The sequence below is a fragment of the Asticcacaulis machinosus genome (assembly GCF_028550435.1).
Lineage (GTDB): Bacteria > Pseudomonadota > Alphaproteobacteria > Caulobacterales > Caulobacteraceae > Asticcacaulis > Asticcacaulis machinosus.
This window is the reverse complement of record NZ_JAQQKV010000002.1, coordinates 400,607-421,423: the sequence shown is the minus strand read 5'-3', so window position 1 is coordinate 421,423 and position 20,817 is coordinate 400,607. Positions and strand designations below refer to the sequence as shown.

Below are 20,817 nucleotides of genomic sequence, written 5' to 3'. Positions count from 1 at the left end.
GGCCCTCACCATAAACACCATCCACCCACTTTGTCTAAAAACGCTACACGAACTTTCAGGAGTATCTTCGTGAAAATCTATACTAATGACGACGTTTCCGCCGACAGCTTGAAGGGCGAACGCGTCGCCATCGTTGGCTACGGCTCACAAGGCCGCGCTCACGCCCAGAACCTGCGCGATTCCGGCGTTGACGTCATCGTCGGCGTGCGCACCGGCGGCGCTGGCTATGAAAAGGCCAAGCATGACGGTCTGCCGACCGCAGAAATCAAGGATGCCGTTAAGGACGCGACCATCATCGCCATCCTGACGCCGGACATGAGCCATGCCGAAATCTACACCAATGACATCGCCCCTTACGCCGCTAAGGGCGCGTCGATCCTTTTCGCCCACGGCTTCTCGGTCCTCTACGGCCGCGTCGATGCCCGTGCCGACCTCGACGTTATTCTGGTGGCGCCGAAGGGCCCGGGCGATCTCGTGCGCCGTGAATATCAACGTGGCCGCGGCGTGCCGTCGCTGTTCGCCGTTGATCGCGATGTGACCGGCAAGGCCGCTCAACGTGCTCTGGGCTATGCCCGTGGCATCGGCGGCACCGTTGGTGGCGTTATCGAGACGACCTTCAAGGAAGAAACCGAAACCGATCTGTTCGGTGAACAGGCCGTTCTGTGCGGTGGCACGACCGAGCTGGTTCTGATGGGCTTTGAAACCCTGGTCGAAGCCGGTTACCGTCCGGAAATCGCTTACTTTGAAGTTCTGCACGAACTGAAGCTGATCGTTGACCTGCTGTACGAAGGCGGTTTCGCCAAGATGCACTCGTTCGTGTCCGAGACCTGTAAGTACGGCGATCTGGTTTCCGGCCCGCGCATCATCAACGAAGAAACCCGTGAGCGTATGCAGGAAGTCCTCAACGACATTCAGTCCGGCGATTTTGCCCGCGACTGGATTCTTGAGAACATGGCCGGCCGTCCGCGCTACACCGCTCTGATGCGTCAGGATCTGGATCACCCGATCGAGCACACCGGCCGTGACCTGCGTTCGCGCATGTCTTGGTTGCAGGATAAGGGCAACGGCTAACTAAAAGAACTCCCCCTGTTGCAGGGGGAGCTGACATTAAAATCTGATTTTGATGTCAGAGGGGGTAGCCTCCCAGGCTCGCGCTTGTGGATTTACCCCACCACCGCATAGCCCGCACAGGAGCGGGCTTGCGGTTCCCCTCCCCTCCAAGAGGGGAGGTTCTAATTTTAGAGAGTTAAGTCATGATAAACCAACCGACCGGAGCACAATTGGTAATTTCGACGCTGAGGGCTCTCGGCGTGGATATCCTGTTCGGCTATCCCGGCGGGGCGATCATGCCGATCTATGATGCGTTGGCAGGCTCCGGCCTCACGCACATTCTGGTTCGCCACGAACAGGGCGCGTCCTTTGCCGCCGATGCCTATGCCCGCGCGACGGGTAAGGTCGGCGTTTGCATGGCCACCTCCGGTCCCGGCGCCACCAATCTGATTACCGGCATCGCTAACGCCTATATGGACTCGGTGCCGATGGTCTGCATTACCGGTCAGGTCGGCACGCACCTGTTGGGCACCGATGGCTTTCAGGAAGTCGATATCCTGGGCCTGACCCTGCCGATCGTGAAGCACTCATGGCTGGTTCGTGATCCCGCGGAAATCCCCGCCATTCTGTCGCGCGCCTTCCAGATCGCTCAGGAAGGCCGTCCGGGCCCGGTTCTGGTTGATATCCCCAAGGACGTCGCCGCCGCCTTTGTCAAGGACGTGCCGACCACCGGTGAGTTCCCGTCGTGGCAGCCGCCGCAACCGGAAGAGGCCGATATCAAGGCCGCCGAGAAACTGATTTCTCAGGCCCATAAGCCGCTGTTCTATATCGGCGGCGGGGTCGAAATGGCCTTTGCTGTGCCGCAACTGCGCGCTCTGATGGACCGCACCGGTATTCCGGTCGTCTCGACCCTGAAGGGGCTGGGGGCTATACCGACCAATGATGATCTGTTCCTCGGCATGTTGGGCATGCACGGCACCCGCGCGGCCAATATTGCCGTGCAAGACTCCGATCTGCTGATCGTTCTGGGCGCGCGCTTTGATGACCGGGCCACAGGTAAGCTGTCGGCCTTTGCGCCCCATGCCAAGATTGTTCATGTCGATATCGACGCCGCCGAAATCAACAAGCTGCGTAAAGCCGATGTCGGTATTGTCGGCGACTTGAAAACCGTTCTGGACGGCCTGCACCCCAAGATGCAGGACATCTCCCTGTGGGTCGCCAAGTGCAAGTCCGACAAGAAAAAACACGCTTTCCGCTATGATGCACCGGGCACCGGCATCTATGCGCCGGCCCTGCTGAAACTGCTGTCTGAAAAGGCCGGTGAGAAATTCGTCGCCGCCTGCGATGTCGGTCAGCATCAGATGTGGGTCGCGCAGCATTGCCAGTTCCTGCAAAACCGCGCCCATCTGACCTCAGGTGGTTCAGGGGCGATGGGCTATGGCCTGCCCGCCGGTCTGGGCGCCAAGCTGGCCCTGCCGGATCACCATGTGGTGACGGTGTCCGGCGACGGTTCGTTCATGATGAACATTCAGGAAATGGCGACGCTTCGTCGTTACGGTATTCCGTTGAAGATCGTCCTGCTGGATAATTCGTCCCTGGGGCTGGTGCGTCAGTGGCAGCGTCTGTTTTACGAAGAAAACTATTCGGAAATCGACCTTTCCGACAATCCGGATTTCGTGGTGGTGGCGCAGGCCTTTGGCCTTGATGCCTTCCGTATCACCAGCCGCGATGAGGTCGATGGCGCGCTGGATCGCCTGTTGGCGGCGGATAAGCCGACCTTGTTGCATATTTTGATTGATCCGCGCGAAAACGTCTGGCCGCTGGTGCCGCCGGGCGCGTCGAATGCGGAAATGATGGAGGAGCGTTGGGATGAGCCACTTGATTCATATTGAGATTGACGATCTCGACGGCACACTCCTGCGGGTTCTGGGCCTCATTGAGCGGCGCGGTTTTTTCATCGATGCGATCGAAATGTATCCAATCGATGAAAAGACCCGCGGTCTGACGGTAACGGCCCGCCCAAAGGAATCGCATCGCCGCATTGAAACCCTGCACGCGCAGATCGACCGCCTGTATGGTCTTAAACGCGTAGCCGAACCGCGCAAAGCCGCCGCCGCTCAGAAATTGACGGCCTGATTATGCGCGACTTGAAACCTATGAAAAGCGGGATTAAAGACGTTGCCACAGCAACCGGCTTTAAAGCTGCGCCATCTTTTCGGGAAATAGGTATGCGGGGTCGTCGTCGCGACCCCGGTTCCGTAGGCAGTGGATTTTAAGCCTCTCACACTGCCTTTAAATTAATTCTCCGAATACGGAATATTCCAAATGAATAAGAAACTCGCTGATACGATCTGGTTCAACGGCAAGCTGATCCCGTGGGAAGACGCCACTATCCACGTCATGACCCATGCCCTGCACTACGGCACCTCGGTTTTTGAGGGCGTGCGCGCCTATGACACGCCCAACGGCCCGGTTATTTTCCGCCTGAATGAGCACTCCCAGCGCCTGATCGACTCGGCCCGGATTTATCATATCCAACTGCCGTATACGGTCGATCAGATCAACGATGCCTGCCGCGAAATTGTCCGCGCCAACAACCTCAAAAGCGCTTACCTGCGCCCCATCGCTTTCCTGGGCGAATGCGGCATGGGTGTAACCCCGAAAAAGGAAAACGTCTCGGTTGATGTCGCCATCGCCGCATTCCCGTGGGGCGCCTATCTGGGCGAAGAAGGCTTGCTCAAAGGGGTTGATGTCTGCGTTTCGTCCTGGAACCGCGCGGCACCGAACACCATTCCGACCGGCGCTAAGGCGGGCGGTAACTACCTGTCGTCCTATCTGATCGGCTATGAAGCCCGTGAGCGCGGCTTTGCCGAAGGTCTGGGTCTGGGCCGTGATGGCCTGCTGTCCGAAGGGGCCGGTGAAAACCTGTTCCTGATCCAGAAGGGCAAGATCTATACGCCGCCTCTGGCCGCGTCGATCCTCGGCGGCATCACCCGCGACACCGTGATCCAACTGGCCCGCGCGGAAGGCATCGAAGTCATCGAGCAGGTTCTGCCGCGCGAGATGCTCTATCTGGCCGACGAAGTGTTCATGACCGGTACCGCGGCCGAAGTCACACCGATCCGCTCGGTTGACGGTATACCGACCCGCGTCGGCGGCCCCGGCGACGTCACCAAGCTGATCCAAAAGCGCTTCCACGGCCTGTTCACCGGCGAGACCGAGGACAAGTGGAACTGGTTAGCGCCGGTAAACTAATTCCTCTTCTCCTCCCCGCAGCGCTCAAGTAGCGAAGCGATAGCGCACTTGAATGTTGCGGGGGAGGGGGACCACGAAGTGGTGGAGGGGGCATTTGCGCGAGTAGTGCCCCCTCCGTCTTTTGCTAACGCAAAATCCACCTCCCCCGCGATGCAGGGGAGGAGAAATATCAGGACGATCCAAGATGTCAGACCAGCCAAAATCCTTATTTGATAAGGTATGGGAAAAACACATAGTCGAGGATGAAAGCGCTGACCGCCCGGCTGTGCTTTATATCGACCTGCATCTTGTCCACGAGGTCACCTCACCGCAGGCCTTTTCGGCGATCGAAGAACGAGGCTTAAAAGTCCGCCGTCCGGATCGTACCTTTGCCACACTCGACCATTCGACCCCGACCCTGCCGCCCAATGAAAAAGGTGAGCGTCCCTATTTCACGGCAGACGCCAAAAATCAGGTCGAAACCTTGGAGCGCAACACCAAAAATCACGGTGTGAAGCTGTTTGGCTGGGGCTCGGAAAACCGCGGCGTTGTCCACGTCATGGGACCGGAAATGGGCCTGACCCAGCCGGGCATGACGGTGGTGTGCGGCGACAGCCATACCTCGACCCACGGCGCGTTTGGCTGCATCGCCTTTGGCATCGGCACCTCTGAGGTCGGTCACGTTCTGGCGACCCAGTGTCTGGCCCAGCGCAAGCCCAAGACCATGCGGATTACCGTGACCGGTGAATTGCAGGCCGGTGTGTCGGGTAAGGACGTGGCGCTGACCATCATCAATCGCCTCGGTTTCGGTGGTGGCACCGGCTATGCGCTGGAATATTGCGGGCCGGTGATCGACGCGCTCGATATGGAAGGGCGCATGACGGTCTGTAACCTGTCGATCGAAGCCGGCGCCCGCTGTGGCATGATAGCACCCGATCAAAAGACGATTGAGTGGCTGCGCGGGCGGGCTTACGTCCCGTCCGACTATGAGGCCGCCGCCACTGAGTGGCTGAAGCTGAAATCCGACGACGGTGCTGTATTCGATGACGAAATCACCATCGACGGGTCTGTAATTGAGCCTATGGCGACCTGGGGCACGACGCCAGATCAGGGCGCGCCCATCTCTCAGGCTGTGCCGGTGGCGTCGAATGAGAACGAAGCCAAGGCTCTGAAATATATGCACTTTGGTGGCGGTGACGCCCGTGGGCTGGCCAAGGTCGATGTCGTCTTTATCGGTTCCTGCACCAATGGCCGTATGGCGGATCTGCGGGCGGCGGCTGAGATTATGAAGGGCCGCCATATCGCCGAAGGCGTGCGGATGCTGGTCGTGCCGGGCTCTGAGCAGGTGCGCGCCGAAGCGGTGGCCGAAGGGCTGGATAAGATCTTCACTGATGCCGGTGCCGAATGGCGTCTGCCGGGCTGTTCGATGTGTATCGCCATGAACGGCGATTTTGTGCAACCTGGCCAGTTGGCGGTATCGACCTCCAACCGCAATTTCGAGGGTCGTCAGGGGCCGGGGGCGCGGACCGTTCTGGCCTCACCGGCTACCGCCGCGGCGTCGGCTATTGCGGGCCACATCACCGACCCCAGAACCTATTTACAAAGTGCCTAGCTTCTCCTCCCCTGCATAGCGGGGGAGGTGGATTTTGCTTTAGCAAAAGACGGAGGGGGCAGCCCCACCGTAATTGCCCCCTCCGTCAGTCCAAAAAATTTGTCCTGCCACCTCCCCCGTAAACAGGGGAGGAGATTAAGGAACCTAAATGGCCAGTAACCAAGAACCGATCAACACCTTCTCCTCGCGCATCGCCGTGCTGCCCGAAGCCAATATCGACACCGACCAGATCATTCCGGCGCGTTTTCTGACGACCACGTCGCGCAAAGGTCTGGGCGTCGCGGCATTTAACGACTGGCGCTACGAAAAGGACGGCACGCCCAAGCCCGACTTTATCCTCAACACCATCGACCCCGAAGAGCACCGCGTGCTGGTTGGCGGCAATAATTTCGGCTGCGGTTCATCGCGTGAGCATGCGCCCTGGGCTCTGACCGATTATGGTTTCAAGGCTGTGATTTCGACCGAGATCGCCGATATCTTCACCTCGAACAGCCTTAAAAACGGTCTGTTGCCGATTGTTGTGACGCCGGAAATTCATGAGAACCTGCTGAAAAACCCGCAACAGCGCGTGACCATTGACCTTGAATCCAACGAACTGCGCCTCGAAGACGGCACGGTCTTTATATTTAAAATCGAAGCGTTTGCGCGCCAGTGCCTGCTGGAAGGCGTCGACGCTATGGGCTGGCTGATCAACCGCCTGCCCGCCATTGAAACCTATGAAAATGAGCATGCTGCATGAGCGCCTTTAAGATCGTAATCCTTCCCGGTGATGGCATCGGCCCCGAAGTCGCCGGCGCTGGCCGCTTAGCGCTGGAAACCGTGGGCGACGTGTTCGGCCACGACTTCACTTTTGAAGAAAAGATGATCGGCGGCATCGCTATCGATACCGTGGATGATCCCTATCCGGCCGATACTGACGCGGCCTGTCTGGCCGCCGATGCGGTTTTGCTCGGCGCCGTGGGTGGCCCGAAGTGGGACTTAAAGCCTAAGCGTCCTGAGCAAGGCCTGCTGGCCGTGCGCAAATCGATGGGCTTGTTTGCGAACCTGCGCCCGATGGATGTGGCCCCCTCTCAGGCGTTCCGCTCGCCCCTGAAAGAAGACATCGTCTCCGGCGCCGACATGCTGATTGTGCGCGAACTGACCGGCGGGCTATATTTTGGTAAGCGTACCCGCACCGAGACGACCGCCACTGACGAGTGCCTCTATACGGTAGAAGAAGTCGAGCGCGTCGCCCGTGTGGCCTTTGAGGCCGCCCGTAAGCGCCGCAATAAGGTCACCAGCGTCGATAAGGCCAATGTCATTGAAACCTCGCGCCTGTGGCGGGAGACGGTCAACAAACTGCATGCGGCTGAATATTCGGATGTCGAACTGGAGCACGCTCTGGTCGATTCCATGGCCATGCACCTGGTGACCCGCCCCAAGGATTTCGACGTGATCCTGACCGAGAACATGTTTGGCGATATCCTGTCCGATCTGGCCTCGGTCCTGCCGGGTTCAATTGGTTTGCTGGGCTCGGCCTCGCTCGGTTCAACCGGCAAAGGTCTTTATGAGCCGATCCACGGCTCGGCCCCTGATATTGCCGGTAAGGATCTGGCCAACCCGATGGGTACGCTGAAGTCAGTTTCGATGATGTTGCGTCACAGCCTGAACCTTTCCAAAGAGGCCGATACGCTGGATGCCGCCATTGAGGCGGTGATCAAGGCCGGTATCTTAACTCGCGACCTCGGCGGCACCGCCTCCGGTTCTCAGGTATCAAAAGCCGTTGCTGACCAAATCCGTATTCAGGCTAACGTAGCGGCCTAAGTTTTTAGTGCGCGTGGAGTATCCGGATCACTTACCCATCAGGTTTCGACCTGATGGGTTTTTATTTTAACGTGTCTGCTATCAGTTCCCGAACAAACCTGTCGCCAATGGCTCTCTGCTCTGGCGTCAATTTGGTTGCCAGTTGGTCGCGCTCAAGCAAGGCGGCTTCGTAACCGAGCGCATAGGCTAACGCCAAAGCGATATATCCGCCTTGCAGATCAACGCGGCCGCCCTCACCACGGGCCTGCATAATGCCGTAATAATATAGCCCCTCCGGATCACCTTCGGCATTGGCATTACGCTGAAACCATGAACGGGCTTTTTTGAGATCCTTTCCGCCACCGTTTTGGTAGAATATGTGACCAAGGTAGGTGGCTGCCGGATAATAGCCTGCACGCGCGGCGCGCTCATAATAGTTCATGGCTTTATTAGTGCTTTTGGGAAGGCCCTCGCCAGCGGCATAAAGCCGACCTAACAAGAACATCGCCTTACCTTCGTGTTTGGCTGCATCTTTCAGCAACCGGATGGCTTCCGAAAGGTCAGGCTTTCCCTTGTAACCCCGGTAATACATCTCAGCCATCATGATCTTGGACAGACCGTGGTTTCGAGCCGCACCTTTCTGAAAATACGACATGGCGATGTCGGCGTCCGCATCGACACCATAACCTCTAAGATAAAACAGTCCCAATACATAAAAGGCTACAACTCGGTCTCGGTGCGCAGCCTTTTCAAGGTGCTCACGGGCTTCTTCATAATTTCCAGCATCTATTAGTGCCCAGGCGGCTCGTAAGTCCGTGTCTTTGCGAACCTCAATACGCACGGGAACAGAATGTCGAAGTATAAGCTGTTGCTGATCGGGGAAGGCGATTTGCCCCTGTGCCGCCATCGCATGCGTTATTCCCGCCAAAAACACAAAGGCGATAATCCTCAAATTTTTCATGATGCCCCCAGCTTAGTTAGTTCATCTTCTTCCAAATCGTCGACACTTACCAGTTTGTATCGCGACGTATCCCCCGACATCAGGGTCAGACGTGATTTCGGAAGTCCCAGTTCTTTGGCCAGAAACGCCAAAAGGGCCGCATTGGCGCGGCCCTCAATCGGCGGGGCTTTCACCCGCACTTTCAAAATCTGGCGCCCAAACTCATCCAAATCCCAGCCGTCGATCCGGTCATGGGCAGCCTTGGGCGTCAGGCGAACAACCAGCTTAACCAAGAATGGGGTGCAGGCCGTTATACGCCATCGGGATCAGGAAGCGACGCATACCCGAAATAATCAGCAGCGCAAAAATCGGGCTGATGTCGATGCCGCCAAGCGTGGGGATCAGACGCCGGAACGGCTCAAGGATCGGGCCGGTGATCCGGTCCAGCGTATAGTGGATGTTATAGACGACGCGGTTATGGGTATTGATGACATTAAAGGCGATCAGCCAGCTCATAATGGCGCTGATGATGATGGCCCAATAGGCGATGCCCAGAATGCCGTCGAGAATAAAAATAACAAAACCGGTCATGCGTGTCCTTAACTGGGATCGGGCGGCGCAGCTTTGAGCGCGCGTATAATTATATCCATATAATGATTTGGCTGTGTCAAACAAGTAAGCGTGACAGGTTAAGGAGCGCTTGACAGGCTCATATCTTGGCTTATTAAAAACCACACTTTGTCATGGACAAGGGGCCATAGCTCAGTTGGTAGAGCGCGTCGTTCGCAATGACGAGGTCAGGGGTTCGACTCCCCTTGGCTCCACCACTTAAAATCATCCAGCATCTTTACAAACAGCCCCCTTCTAACGGGGCGTGACGCATATATTGCGCCGCAAACAATCATTGGGGGATATTTCTATACGTTCACATAACGCTGCTATAAGTTGATCTTCGTCAAGGGGGATCGACATGGCATCTGTGGCATCTGCGGCACCGAAACCAGCCCATCTGAATACGCTCGATGGTTTGCGCGGTATTGCCGCCGTCTCGGTCATGGCCTTTCACTGGCACATCGAAGCCGGATCGTCCCTGTTTCAGCACAGCCGCCTGGCGGTCGATCTGTTCTTTTTAATGAGCGGTTTTGTGCTGGCCTATGCCTATGATGCCCGCCTCAAAGCCGGTCTGTCGTTTTGGGCCTTCTTCATTGCCCGCCTGATCCGGCTTTACCCGATGATCCTGATCGGGATCGGATTTGGCGCGGGCTGGTTTGCACTCGACTGGTTGATTACGGGAGAGCAAACCTTCTCGGCGCCTCAGTTCGTCACCTATCTGTTCATGAACCTGTTTATGATTCCGGTCGTGACCTGGGATCAGGACATGGCGATGTTTCCGCTTAATCTGGTGCTGTGGTCGCTGTTTTTTGAGCTTGTGGCCTATGCCGCCTATGGGCTGGTGTTTGCCAGGGCAAAGACACGCTGGCTTGTTCCGGTTATTGTGGTCGGCGCCATAGGTGTCACCGGTTGGGTCGTCTTCAATTTTGGGGCTGCACCAACCCCACCGGCAGGGCTTGGGTTCCTTAAACAGGGCTTTGTGGCCGATCTGTCGCGGATTAGCCTGTCGTTCTTTTTGGGGGTTATGATCTTTCGTGGGCTGCCACGGTTAAACGCCGTGCCACCGATTCCCGCCGTGTTTTTACCGCTGATATGCCTGCTGATTTTCGTTCAGCCCGCAGGCATCCTGCCTTGGTGGGCGTGTCTGTTTATTGTACTGATTGTCTTTCCTTATATGCTTTCGTCAGCCATCCGCGAAAATATCACCGGCCGCTATGGCGCCATATCCAAATTCCTTGGCGACATATCATACCCTTTGTATGTTACCCATCTGCCGATCATGTGGGCCATGCGCGCGGTGTTGCATAAACTCTTTCCGAACCTGCCGATCGTGTGGCTGGGCATCATAGTTTTGCCCGGGTGCGTCTTAGTTGCCTACCTCATGCTCAGGTTCTATGACCAGCCTGTGCGGCACTATCTCCGTCATAAATTCCTGTCTTCCGGCCTTATGGTTCGTGATAAACATAACAGGTTGCAGAAATCGCAGGTTGGTTTCGATGGAAACTAATTGGCGGTTCTGTGATTTTAAGTCCCATGTTCTTTAAAAATCCGCTCTGCCAGTGGCAAACCCGATTGTGATCCAATTAGCGGTTTCATTGTCGCGTTTAATGGTCTAAAGCGCATCCCGAAAAGTGTGAGCGGTTTTCGGGTACAGATGCGCGTCCGATCAATGGCTGCAACCGCCTGAATTATGTAGTGCTGCCCGCACCGGAGGTTTTTACGCTTTCCGGCGGGCTTTTTTGCGGAGAACGTGAACCTTGGCCAATGTGACCGTTGTGGGCGCCCAATGGGGCGACGAAGGTAAGGGTAAGCTGGTTGACTGGCTGTCCAATCGCGCCGATGTGGTCGTGCGCTTTCAGGGCGGTCACAATGCCGGTCATACCCTGGTGGTCGACGGTAAGGTCTATAAACTGTCACTCCTTCCGTCCGGTGTGGTGCAGGGTAAGCTGTCGGTGATCGGCAATGGCGTGGTGGTTGACCCGTGGGCGCTGTTTGACGAAATTGCCCGTGTCGAGGCCCAAGGCCTGAACATCACCAACGAATTGCTGGTACTGGCTGACAATGCCTGTCTGATCCTGCCGATTCACCGGGAACTGGACGCCGCCCGTGAAGTGGCGGCGGGGGCTGCCAAGATCGGCACGACCGGCCGTGGTATCGGCCCGGCCTATGAAGATAAGGTCGGCCGCAGGGCTATCCGCGTGGGTGACCTTGAAGATTTCGAGGCGCTGGATGCGAAGCTGGATCGTCTGCTGACCCACCATAATGCCCTGCGTCGCGGGCTTGATCTGGCTGAAGTCAATAAGGCTGAACTTCTGGCCGGTCTGAAAGAGATCGCGCCGCGCCTGCTGTCGTTCGCCAAGCCGGTCTGGTACGTGCTTGATAAGGCAAAGCAAGACGGCAAGCGTATCCTGTTTGAAGGGGCGCAGGGGGCATTGCTGGATATCGACCACGGCACCTATCCGTTTGTGACCTCCTCCAATACGGTGGCCGGTCAGGCGGCAGCCGGTTCCGGCATGGGCCCGCGCTCGGCCGGCTATGTGCTGGGTATCCTCAAGGCCTATACCACCCGCGTCGGTTCCGGCCCGTTCCCGACCGAACTGTTCGATGAGATCGGTGAGCGCATTGGCCGCGTCGGTCATGAATTTGGTACCGTCACCGGTCGTGCCCGTCGCTGTGGCTGGCTGGATGCCGTGCTGGCGCGCCAGTCGATCGCCATTAACGGCATTGACGGCATTGCCCTGACCAAGCTGGATGTGCTGGATGGTATCGAGACCCTGAAAATTTGCGTCGGCTATAAACTGAACGGCGAAGTCATCGACTATCTGCCGTCGGGCATCAAAGCCCAAAGCGTGATCGAGCCGGTCTATGAGGAATTAGAGGGCTGGTCGGAATCGACCCAAGGGGCGCGCTCCTGGAAAGACCTGCCTGGTAATGCCGTCAAATATGTCCGCCGAATCGAGGAACTGATCGGGGCGCCGGTGGCGCTGCTGTCGACCTCGCCAGAGCGCGAAGACACCATTTTGATGCGCGATCCGTTTCAGGATTAATTATCTCTCTCCTCCCTACGTAGTGGGGAGGAGAAATTGGCTAGCGATTAATGTTAGCGCCCTCAGAGATGAGGGCCTTTTTTCTTTTCAAAGACAGCGCTGACATAAAATCTATTTTTACTAATAAGGCGTAGAGTGCGGTCATATTCACTACGGCCTGGAACACTGTGTTTTCTCTCGACCCAAAGCTCGAAGCCAAAATTAAGCCCCACGTCAAGCGGGTGCTGGTGCTGGAAAGCAATCAGGCCTATGCACGTATCCTCACGGATATGCTGCGGGTTCTGGGCACCGAGAAAACCATTGTGGAGACCGATGATCGGCGCGCCATGATGCTCTGCGATGATCTGAATCCACAACTGATCTTTTGTGACCTGAAAGCGCAAAATCTTGAAGGCGCGAAGTTCGTGACGGCCTTGCGCCGATCCGAAATGAAATGCCGCAAGATCCCGATCATCATGATGGCGTCGAACGATACGGCTGAAACACTCAAAGACGCGCGTGACTGCGGCGCCGATGAATTCATGAAAAAGCCGTTTGCGTCAGGCGACCTGTTGAAACGCTTGGAACATGTGGTGACAAAGTCGCCGCCGTGGATTGAGGCGGTCATGTATGTCGGCCCTGATCGCCGCCGGTTCAACTCCGGCGCCGGGCCGCGTAAACGGGCACCTGAGACCATGTCGGACGGTATGAAGCGGATTGAGCAGAGCGTGCGAATCTTACGCGCCGCCGCCGATCAGTTTGATGTTGACCGCAAACAGGCCAATCGCGCGATTGTCGCCCAGCTCGAAGTGCTGGTGCCGGCGTGCAAAGCCATTACCGATCCCGGCTTCAAAGGGGCTGTCACTGAAATTTTCATGGCCTACAAAGGCGGCACCCTAAGCGGCGATACCTTGCGCGGGCCGGTCGCGACCTTGGCCAAGCTGTTCCGCATCGATGATCCGCCCAAAAGCGAAGCGGTCGCTTAAAAACATAAAAAGCCCGGACATGTCTCCGGGCTTTTTGTGTTTTGGTGTAGTGTTGCCATATGGTAAGTCCTGTGATATTAAAATGAACAATGTTCAATTTAATGGGGCGGATGAGCATGAACTTCCAACAAAAGTACATTTGGTATATTTCGGCGTCATTGGCGTGCCTTGTTAGTGCCTGCTCACCACTACCTAAAGTTTTTAGGGGTGCAGAAACCGTCCAGACCCAGACGGCGGGGGAGGCTTTGGGTGTGACGATCGGCATGACTCAGGCCGAAGCCGATCAGGCACTAATCACTCAAGGTTTTGGGTTGAAAGGGACGCACGGCTGTACCGACCAGAGCGCACTGTGCCAGATGGTGGACACCATCGCCACCTATCGCAAAGATGGTGTATCCAGTTTCGGTTATGTTGAAGTCCATACCAAAGCAGGGCGCGTCGTCAGTGTGCGGTGGTGGAAGCGACCGCGTGAGATTTCCTGACAACATAGATACATCGGCCTGATGCTATCAGGCCGATGTCTTGTTTCATGCCATCTGTTTTTAGGCCATCTGTTTTTAGGCCAGTTGTTGCGAACGGGCAGCTTCCATCATCGCTTTTTGCAGCTTTTCAAAAGCGCGGACTTCGATCTGACGTACCCGCTCGCGCGAGACGCCGAACCGTTCGGCCAGTTCCTCAAGCGTTACCGGCTGATCTTTGAGCCGACGGGCGGTCAGGATTTCACGCTCACGGTCATTCAGTTCAACCATAGCTTCTTCGAGCAGGCCCATGCGCAGGGAATGTTCTTCGGACTCAGCCAGAACCGTTTCCTGGTTCTCAACCTTGTCGTCGACCAGCCAGTCCTGCCATTCTGAGTCACCTTCGGCGGCGCGCAACGGGGCATTGAGCGAAGAATCCGGTGACGACATGCGCCGGTTCATGCTGATGACGTCTTCATTGGAGACGCCCAGCTTGGTGGCGATCTGTTCAACCTGATCGAATTTCAGGTCGCCGTCTTCGAGGGCCGAGATTTCAGATTTCACCTTGCGCAGGTTGAAGAACAGTTTTTTCTGAGCCGCAGTTGTACCCATCTTGACCAGCGACCATGACCGCAGAACATATTCCTGAATCGAGGCCTTGATCCACCACATGGCATAGGTGGCCAGACGGAAGCCGCGGTCGGGATCGAACTTCTTGACTGCCTGCATCAGGCCGACATTGCCCTCACTAATTACTTCGCCCATCGGCAGGCCATAGCCGCGATAGCCCATAGCGATCTTGGCCACCAGACGCAGGTGAGACGTCACCAGCTTATGGGCCGATTTCGGATCCTGATGCTCCTGCCAGCTTTTGGCCAGCATGAACTCTTCGTCCTTGGCCAGCATCGGGAACTTACGGATTTCGGACAGGTAACGGTTCAGGCCGCCATCGGGTGAAAGCACCGATGGGTTTGGAATAGCTACGGAAGTGCTCATCTGCGTATCCTTGACCGGCCCGTCGCCATAGGTGATCTGGGCCTCGTTTGTGTCTGCCATGATGCGTGTCCTTTAAAGCCAGCCCCCGGTAATAGCCTTGGGTTCTACCTGAACCTCGCGGCAATTACATGGCGTGCATCACAAGATACGATCAACGCTCGTACTCAGATGTAGGTATGGGCTAAATGAATTAAAAGGGGTCATCCCCCGAATGAAGGATTATTTTTATGCGAAGCTGCATAAAATAGAAATTAGTGGGCGATGGTCATCAGCTTAAGGTATGTGTCGTCGGTAATTTCCACATCTTATACGATAAAAAGGCGATATATAACAGGTGTTTTCAAGAGCGTGATCTGATCACAAATCTGTGAGGCCGGTGAGCAGGCTTTGAAAATCAGCCGGTGGGGGAGCGTCAAAGCTCAAAGCCTGACCGGTAATCGGGTGAATGAAGGCCAGATGGGTGGCGTGCAGCGCCTGACGGCTGAAACTCAGTTCCCGCAGCAAGGCCTGAACGGGGGCGGCCGGAGCGGCGGAGCCATAGACCGGATCGCCAAGGCAGGGGGCGCCCAGATGGGCCATGTGGACGCGGATCTGATGGGTGCGGCCGGTTTCCAGCTCACAGCGGATAAGCGATGCCACAGGTTTGGTGCCGCCATAGGTTTCCTGAACGGTATAATGGGTCGTGGCTTCGCGGCCACCGGCCCTGAGTACCGCCATTTTTTTGCGATCATGGTGGGAACGGCCAATCTGGGTCGTCACCGTGCCCTTTGTGGCCTTGGGCGTACCGCGCACAATCGCCAGATAGGCGCGGCCAATATCGTGTTTGGCAAACAGCGCACTTAAGCCGTGATGGGCGGCATCGGACTTGGCGGCGACCATAACGCCGGATGTATCTTTATCTAGGCGGTGGACGATGCCGGGCCGCAGCACCCCACCTATGCCCGATAAGGTATCGCCGCAGTGATGGAGCAGGGCGTTGACCAAGGTGCCGTCTGGCGTGCCGGGTGCCGGGTGCGCGGCCATGCCGGAGGGTTTGACGACCACAATCAGGTGGGCATCTTCATAAAGGATTTCGAGGGCTAAGTTTTGCGGTTGCGGGATCGCGGCAATCGGCGCGGGTACGGTCAGGCTGTACTGACCCGCCTTAGCCTTATGCTTGCCGTCAGGAATGGGGTGGCCCTCAAAGGTCAGGCGGCCTTCGGCAATGAGGGCCTGCAAGCGCGCGCGCGAAATGTCGGGGGCTGCTTCACCAAGAACTGCCATCAGCGCCCGATCCAGCCGTTCACCGGCGGCATCAGGTGAGAGGTTCAGGTCGACAACCTGTCCTTCACTTTGAGCCGTAGCCTCCGGCAGATCATCATCAATGTCTTCGTCTATGTCGTGGTGGGGTGTCATATATGCAGCTTAATCGAAAAAGCGCCGGAAGAGGACTTCCGGCGCTTAAACTTATCATTCAATTATCTGAATGAATTACGAAATGTCTTCGTTGATCAGGCCGATCTTGAAGTAACCATTTTCCTGAAGCTCGTTGAGAACCTTCATGAACTCATCATACTCAACGTCCGGCTGGGCGCGCACCAGAACACGCTCGTCGGTCGGGTTTGAGCTTTGCAGGGCGGCGGCCAGATCAGCGGCCAGGGTTTCAATCGTCACCTGCTTGGTGCCGACATAATAAAGATCCTTGTCCTGAATGGACACGAACACAGGGTCTTTCTTTTCTTCGAGCGGATTAAGCGGCGCCGATGCGGGCGGCAGGTCCAGCTTGATCGACACGGTCGCCATCGGCGCCGACACCATGAAGATGATCAGAAGCACCAGCATGATGTCCACGAAGGGCGTCACGTTGATGTCAGAATTCTGTTCGACAGTATAGCGTGAACCGCCACCGCCACCGAGCTTCGCGCCCATATGCACACTCCCTAAAAGCCCGTTTGGCAAAGCCCGTGGGGCATCTTAAATCTCAGGTTTGCGATTTAGGATAATTAACAGGCGTTTGTAAAGCCCATAAAGCCCTATATCTGTAACCTCATGTGATGAGATTAAATTATTTTAATCGGATAGCGCAAGCCCTTAAATACAAACGCCCTGCGGAATATTCCACAGGGCGCTAAAATTCATTAAAACTTTATAACTAACGTGACTGGCTCAGGCGGATAAAGCGTTCCTGCAGGGCCAGATTGGTCTCAAACACACCGGTGAAGCTGGTGGTGATGGTCGAGACATGTTTGTGGTGCACGCCGCGGGTGGTCATGCACTGATGCTCGGCATCGATCAGGATGGCGATTCCCTGCGGGTTCAGTGACTCCTGAAGCGCTTCGGTGATCTGCTTGGTCAGGGTTTCCTGAGTCTGCAAACGCTTGGAGAAGATTTCGACCACGCGGGCGATTTTGGAGATACCCACGACCTTATCGGTCGGCACATAGGCGACATAGGCCTTGCCCAGAAACGGCGCCATATGGTGCTCGCAGTGGCTTTCGACGTCGATATCGCGCAGCATGACCATGTCATTATAGCCCTGCACGTCCTCAAAGGTGCGCGACAGTTCCTTCTTCGGGTCGGCGGCATAGCCCTGAAACCACTCGTCATAGGCATCGACGACGCGCTTAGGCGTATCGATCAGGCCTTCGCGGGTGGGGTCGTCACCGGCCCAGGCCAGAAGCGTGCGCACAGCCGAAAGGGCTTCATCACGGCTGGGGCGGGATTTTTTGGCTTGGGCGGTTGGGGTCAGGTCATTGGCGGCGTTTTCAACGGAGCCATGATTGGGGTCAAAACTGTCCATTACTTCTCTCACTGAGGGCCGAGTGGCGCCGGACCGATGGGCCCGGAAATGACGCGTGGCATCCCTCTTGGGTCTATGAACTTACGCTAACGCTGCCCATTTAGATGAAATCAGCGCCAAAATTTGCGTGCAGTCATGACCTAACCGCGTCTATATGGGGCGAATGGCGGTGATTACAACCGAAAAAAACTTATATTCTGATTAAGTCTGGCTTATGAAACTAACGATCTACGACACGCTTGAGCGGAAAAAGCGCGAGTTTGAACCGAAAAACCTTAAGCGGGTTACCCTCTATGTCTGCGGGCCGACGGTCTATAACTACGCCCATATCGGTAATGCCCGACCGGTCGTGGTGTTTGATGTACTCTATCGACTGCTGCGTCATATCTACGGCGAAGACCATGTTGTCTATGCCCGCAACATCACCGATGTCGATGATAAGATAAACAAAAAGGCGATGGATGAGGGCGTCGATATTTCCGTCATCACCAATAAATTCGCCGATATTTATAATGCCGATATGGCCGCGTTAAATGCGCTGCCGCCGACCTATCAGCCGCGCGCGACTGATCATATGGCCGACATGGTGGCGATGATCGAAAAACTGATCGAACGCAAAGCGGCCTATGTCACGGACGATGGCGAAGTGCTGTTTCGGGTGGCGGATTATGATGCCGGCTCAGGCCGCTATGGTAAGCTGTCGGGGCGATCATTGGATGACATGATTGCCGGCGCGCGGGTCGAGGTCGCCGAAAACAAGGACGATGCCGCCGACTTTGTGCTCTGGAAGCCATCAAAGCCCGGTGAGCCGGTCTGGCCGGGGCCACGCAACCCTGAAACCGGAGCGGTTCTGCCGGGTCGGCCGGGCTGGCACATTGAATGTTCGGCCATGAGCGAAGCGGTGCTGCACCTGCCGATTGATATTCATGGCGGCGGTCAGGATCTGATCTTCCCGCACCATACCAATGAGATTGCCCAGTCCTGCGCGACCCACGGCCATGACGATCCGGCGGCCTATGCCCGCTACTGGATGCACAATGGTTTCCTCGATATGTCCGGCGAGAAGATGTCAAAGAGCTTGGGCAATGTGGTGCTGGTTCACGACCTTACCAAGCAATATCCGGGTGAAGTTATTCGTTGGGCTTTGCTGAGTGGTCATTATCGCTCGCCACTTAATTGGACAACGGAACTGCTTGAACAGAGCAAGGCGTCTCTTGACCGGCTATACGGGGTTTTGCAGCGTGCTAAAAAAGTTAAGGCGCAACCGCTCGCGGAGCACACGCAATTACTTGACGAAGTACTGGATGATTTGAACACGCCAGGTGCTATTACATCTCTTTTTGGATTGGCCCGCGAACTCGACCAACTAGTAAAGTCGGAATCGGAGGCGGCCTCGTTCACTAAAGGGGATCTGTTGCTCTTGGCGAATATCCTCGGCATTCTGCAACAAGACCCTGAAGTCTGGTTTAAGGGCGGCGCGTCGGACGATCTCACCGCCAGGGTTGAGGCTTTGCTGGTCGCCCGCACAGAGGCGCGCGCCGCCAAAAACTGGGCCGAGGCCGACCGCATCCGTGATGAACTGAACGCGCTCAAGGTCGAGGTGATGGATTCACCCACGGGTGCTACCTGGAAACTCAAGGCAGGAGTATAGCTGTGGCTGTTAAGGTTGAATATCGTATCGGCATTGCCGCCCCGGTCGATCACGTCTATGAGGTCATTGCCGACATCAACAACTGGCCGCAGTGGTCGCCGATCCATAAACATGCCGAAGCGACCCTGAAATTTGGCGGGCCGTTCCATGTCATTGAGCATTACGAAGGTCTGGGCGATTGGGAAGTCAAGGGTTTCCTGTCCGACTGGTCGCCCCTGTCGCACCTCCATATCGGCGTACCCAAGCGCTTTTGGGAAGGCAGCCTGACCCGCTATTTCGAGATGGAAGAGCTGTCCAAAACCGGCTCCAGCTTTGCGGTCGGCGCCTTGTTCAGCGGCTATTTTTCCGAACGCGAGGGCAAACTTTACCGCCCGCATCTGCGCAAAGGCTTTGAGGCTATGGCCACGGCCTTGAAAAACCGCGTCGAGAGCACGACCTGATAAGTATGATCGACGAACTCTATTCCCGCGAAATCCTGAAACGCACGACGCAACTTATGCACGTCGGGCGGCTTGAGGCCCCGGACGGCACCGCTGAGCGCACCTCAAAACTGTGCGGCAGCCATATCGTCGTGGACGTGAAAATGAACGGCGATGTGGTGGCCGAATTTGCCCACGATGTCGAAGCCTGCGCCTTGGGGCAGGCCAGTGCGGCCATCCTTAGCCAGCATGTGATTGGCGCTACCGCTGCCGAAATCACCGCCGCCCGCGATGCGCTCAAAGCCATGCTTAAGGGCGATGAGGTCACATTCCCTGAACGCTTTGCCGATCTGGCGATCCTGAAATCGGTCAGGGATTTCCCGGCCCGCCATACCTCGACCCAACTGGCGTTTGAAGCCACGGTCGCCGCCATAGAAAAAGCCGCCTGATCGTCTCAGGCGGCTTTTTGTTTTAAAGAATTGATTGCCCCGTCGACGCCCAGTCCTTCATAAAGGCGTCAAGGCCCTTATCGGTCAGCGGATGCTTGAACAGTTCCATAAACACCGACGGCGGCAGGGTGGCGCAGTCCGCACCGGCCAGAGCCGCATCGGCGACGTGCTTTGAGTTGCGCACGGACGCGGCCAGAATTTCGGTATCAAACTCGTGCATGTCATAGAGGTGACGGATATCGTGGATCAGGCCCATGCCGTCGGCGCCGTGGTCATCCAGCCGACCGATGAACGGCGACACAAACGTAGCGCCCGCCTTGGCGGCCAGCATGGCTTGCGATACCGAAAAACACAGGGTGACATTGGTCATCAGCCCTTGCGCTGACAATTCCTTAGTGGCTTTCAGACCCTCAACCGTCAGCGGCACCTTGACGACGACGTTGGTAGCGATCTTGGCTAGTTTTTCGCCCTCAAGGATCATATTCTTAGCGTCGTTTGATACCACTTCAGCCGAAATCGGGCCGGGCACCAGGTCGCAGATTTCCTTGATCACCTCGAACATATTGCGGCCGGACTTGGCGATAATGGTCGGGTTGGTCGTGACCCCGTCGATTAGACCGGTGTCCATAAGGTCAGCCAGCACCTTGGTGTCGGCAGTATCAGCGAATAATTGCATGTCGGCGCTCCAGATTGTGGCGGGCGGTATATCAGCTAAATTTGACGGATTAAAGGGCGCTCACGATGCGAATGTCGTTTGGTCAAAGGATTGGGCTTTTGTGGCCAAATCCGTTGCGCATCCGGATATCAGCGCCTACAGGTTTGA

22 protein-coding genes and 1 tRNA gene are annotated in these 20,817 nt (G+C 56.5%); 15 read left to right on the top strand and 8 right to left on the bottom strand.

Going from position 1 to position 20,817, the window contains the following annotated elements; all coding sequences use genetic code 11:
* Positions 1 to 69 precede the first annotated feature (69 nt).
* The 7 genes from ilvC to leuB all read left to right on the top strand — a co-directional run bounded on the left by ilvC (position 70) and on the right by leuB (position 7,699).
* On the top strand, positions 70 to 1,071 hold the full coding sequence (gene ilvC, locus PQU98_RS10355; protein WP_272744866.1) for a ketol-acid reductoisomerase: 1,002 nt from the start codon (positions 70 to 72) through the stop codon (positions 1,069 to 1,071).
* 182 nt (positions 1,072 to 1,253) lie between these two features.
* Positions 1,254 to 2,942: an acetolactate synthase 2 catalytic subunit gene (ilvG, locus tag PQU98_RS10350; RefSeq protein ID WP_272744865.1), complete on the top strand. Its 1,689-nt coding sequence runs from the start codon at positions 1,254 to 1,256 to the stop codon at positions 2,940 to 2,942.
* Positions 2,920 to 3,186 (top strand): ACT domain-containing protein, encoded by a 267-nt coding sequence (locus PQU98_RS10345; RefSeq protein WP_272744864.1) that lies wholly within the window; start codon positions 2,920 to 2,922, stop codon positions 3,184 to 3,186. Before ilvG ends, PQU98_RS10345 begins: the two co-directional genes overlap by 23 nt.
* A 189-nt stretch (positions 3,187 to 3,375) precedes the next feature.
* Entirely contained in the window at positions 3,376 to 4,305 is a 930-nt protein-coding gene (locus tag PQU98_RS10340; RefSeq protein WP_272744863.1) for a branched-chain amino acid transaminase, read from the top strand.
* Positions 4,306 to 4,489: 184 nt separating this feature from the next.
* Positions 4,490 to 5,896 carry a 3-isopropylmalate dehydratase large subunit gene (gene leuC, locus PQU98_RS10335; RefSeq protein ID WP_272744862.1) on the top strand — a complete coding sequence of 469 codons (1,407 nt, stop codon included), beginning with the start codon at positions 4,490 to 4,492 and terminating at the stop codon, positions 5,894 to 5,896.
* 148 nt (positions 5,897 to 6,044) lie between these two features.
* Positions 6,045 to 6,635 (top strand): 3-isopropylmalate dehydratase small subunit, encoded by a 591-nt coding sequence (gene leuD / locus PQU98_RS10330; RefSeq protein ID WP_272744861.1) that lies wholly within the window; start codon positions 6,045 to 6,047, stop codon positions 6,633 to 6,635.
* Positions 6,632 to 7,699 carry a 3-isopropylmalate dehydrogenase gene (gene leuB / locus PQU98_RS10325; protein ID WP_272744860.1) on the top strand — a complete coding sequence of 356 codons (1,068 nt, stop codon included), beginning with the start codon at positions 6,632 to 6,634 and terminating at the stop codon, positions 7,697 to 7,699. Before leuD ends, leuB begins: the two co-directional genes overlap by 4 nt.
* A gap of 61 nt (positions 7,700 to 7,760) precedes the next feature.
* Here the strand turns inward: leuB and PQU98_RS10320 are convergent, their stop codons facing one another.
* From PQU98_RS10320 to PQU98_RS10310, 3 genes are read right to left on the bottom strand one after another with little or no spacing between them, the layout of a single operon-like run.
* Positions 7,761 to 8,639, bottom strand: a complete 879-nt coding sequence (locus PQU98_RS10320) for a tetratricopeptide repeat protein (RefSeq protein WP_272744859.1) — start codon at positions 8,637 to 8,639, stop codon at positions 7,761 to 7,763.
* Entirely contained in the window at positions 8,636 to 8,911 is a 276-nt protein-coding gene (locus PQU98_RS10315; RefSeq protein WP_272744858.1) for a DUF167 family protein, read from the bottom strand. The genes PQU98_RS10320 and PQU98_RS10315 overlap by 4 nt, the downstream gene beginning before the upstream one ends.
* Positions 8,904 to 9,209 carry a YggT family protein gene (locus tag PQU98_RS10310; protein WP_272744857.1) on the bottom strand — a complete coding sequence of 102 codons (306 nt, stop codon included), beginning with the start codon at positions 9,207 to 9,209 and terminating at the stop codon, positions 8,904 to 8,906. The genes PQU98_RS10315 and PQU98_RS10310 overlap by 8 nt, the downstream gene beginning before the upstream one ends.
* 160 nt (positions 9,210 to 9,369) lie before the next feature.
* Here PQU98_RS10310 and PQU98_RS10305 point away from each other — a divergent pair.
* The 5 genes from PQU98_RS10305 to PQU98_RS10285 all read left to right on the top strand — a co-directional run bounded on the left by PQU98_RS10305 (position 9,370) and on the right by PQU98_RS10285 (position 13,724).
* A tRNA-Ala gene (locus tag PQU98_RS10305) sits at positions 9,370 to 9,445 on the top strand.
* 143 nt (positions 9,446 to 9,588) lie between these two features.
* Complete coding sequence (locus tag PQU98_RS10300; RefSeq protein WP_272744856.1) at positions 9,589 to 10,737, top strand: acyltransferase family protein; 1,149 nt, start codon at positions 9,589 to 9,591, stop codon at positions 10,735 to 10,737.
* A gap of 250 nt (positions 10,738 to 10,987) precedes the next feature.
* Entirely contained in the window at positions 10,988 to 12,277 is a 1,290-nt protein-coding gene (locus PQU98_RS10295) for an adenylosuccinate synthase (protein ID WP_272744855.1), read from the top strand.
* Between the two features lie 167 nt (positions 12,278 to 12,444).
* Positions 12,445 to 13,242, top strand: a complete 798-nt coding sequence (locus tag PQU98_RS10290) for a response regulator (protein ID WP_272744854.1) — start codon at positions 12,445 to 12,447, stop codon at positions 13,240 to 13,242.
* 245 nt (positions 13,243 to 13,487) lie between these two features.
* Positions 13,488 to 13,724, top strand: coding sequence for a hypothetical protein (locus PQU98_RS10285; protein ID WP_272744853.1), 237 nt, complete (start codon positions 13,488 to 13,490; stop codon positions 13,722 to 13,724).
* Between the two features lie 75 nt (positions 13,725 to 13,799).
* On the opposite strand, the gene rpoH is transcribed toward PQU98_RS10285, so the two are convergent.
* From rpoH to folE, 4 genes are all read right to left on the bottom strand, one after another.
* Positions 13,800 to 14,696 (bottom strand): RNA polymerase sigma factor RpoH, encoded by an 897-nt coding sequence (rpoH, locus tag PQU98_RS10280; RefSeq protein ID WP_272745493.1) that lies wholly within the window; start codon positions 14,694 to 14,696, stop codon positions 13,800 to 13,802.
* Between the two features lie 357 nt (positions 14,697 to 15,053).
* Entirely contained in the window at positions 15,054 to 16,091 is a 1,038-nt protein-coding gene (locus PQU98_RS10275; RefSeq protein ID WP_272744852.1) for an RluA family pseudouridine synthase, read from the bottom strand.
* Positions 16,092 to 16,166: 75 nt separating this feature from the next.
* On the bottom strand, positions 16,167 to 16,604 hold the full coding sequence (locus PQU98_RS10270; RefSeq protein ID WP_272744851.1) for a biopolymer transporter ExbD: 438 nt from the start codon (positions 16,602 to 16,604) through the stop codon (positions 16,167 to 16,169).
* Positions 16,605 to 16,827: 223 nt separating this feature from the next.
* Positions 16,828 to 17,475 carry a GTP cyclohydrolase I FolE gene (gene folE, locus PQU98_RS10265; protein WP_272744850.1) on the bottom strand — a complete coding sequence of 216 codons (648 nt, stop codon included), beginning with the start codon at positions 17,473 to 17,475 and terminating at the stop codon, positions 16,828 to 16,830.
* 214 nt (positions 17,476 to 17,689) lie between these two features.
* Here folE and cysS point away from each other — a divergent pair, with 214 nt between their 5' ends.
* The 3 genes from cysS to PQU98_RS10250 are packed head-to-tail and all read left to right on the top strand — an operon-like array spanning position 17,690 to position 19,994.
* Positions 17,690 to 19,126 carry a cysteine--tRNA ligase gene (gene cysS, locus PQU98_RS10260; RefSeq protein WP_272744849.1) on the top strand — a complete coding sequence of 479 codons (1,437 nt, stop codon included), beginning with the start codon at positions 17,690 to 17,692 and terminating at the stop codon, positions 19,124 to 19,126.
* A gap of 2 nt (positions 19,127 to 19,128) precedes the next feature.
* Positions 19,129 to 19,566 carry an SRPBCC domain-containing protein gene (locus PQU98_RS10255; protein ID WP_272744848.1) on the top strand — a complete coding sequence of 146 codons (438 nt, stop codon included), beginning with the start codon at positions 19,129 to 19,131 and terminating at the stop codon, positions 19,564 to 19,566.
* A gap of 5 nt (positions 19,567 to 19,571) precedes the next feature.
* Complete coding sequence (locus PQU98_RS10250) at positions 19,572 to 19,994, top strand: iron-sulfur cluster assembly scaffold protein (protein WP_272744847.1); 423 nt, start codon at positions 19,572 to 19,574, stop codon at positions 19,992 to 19,994.
* 22 nt (positions 19,995 to 20,016) lie between these two features.
* Here the strand turns inward: PQU98_RS10250 and fsa are convergent, their stop codons facing one another.
* The gene (fsa, locus tag PQU98_RS10245) at positions 20,017 to 20,670 is read right to left on the bottom strand and encodes a fructose-6-phosphate aldolase (protein ID WP_272744846.1); all 654 of its coding nucleotides are present in this window, start codon (positions 20,668 to 20,670) and stop codon (positions 20,017 to 20,019) included.
* Positions 20,671 to 20,817 lie beyond the last annotated feature (147 nt).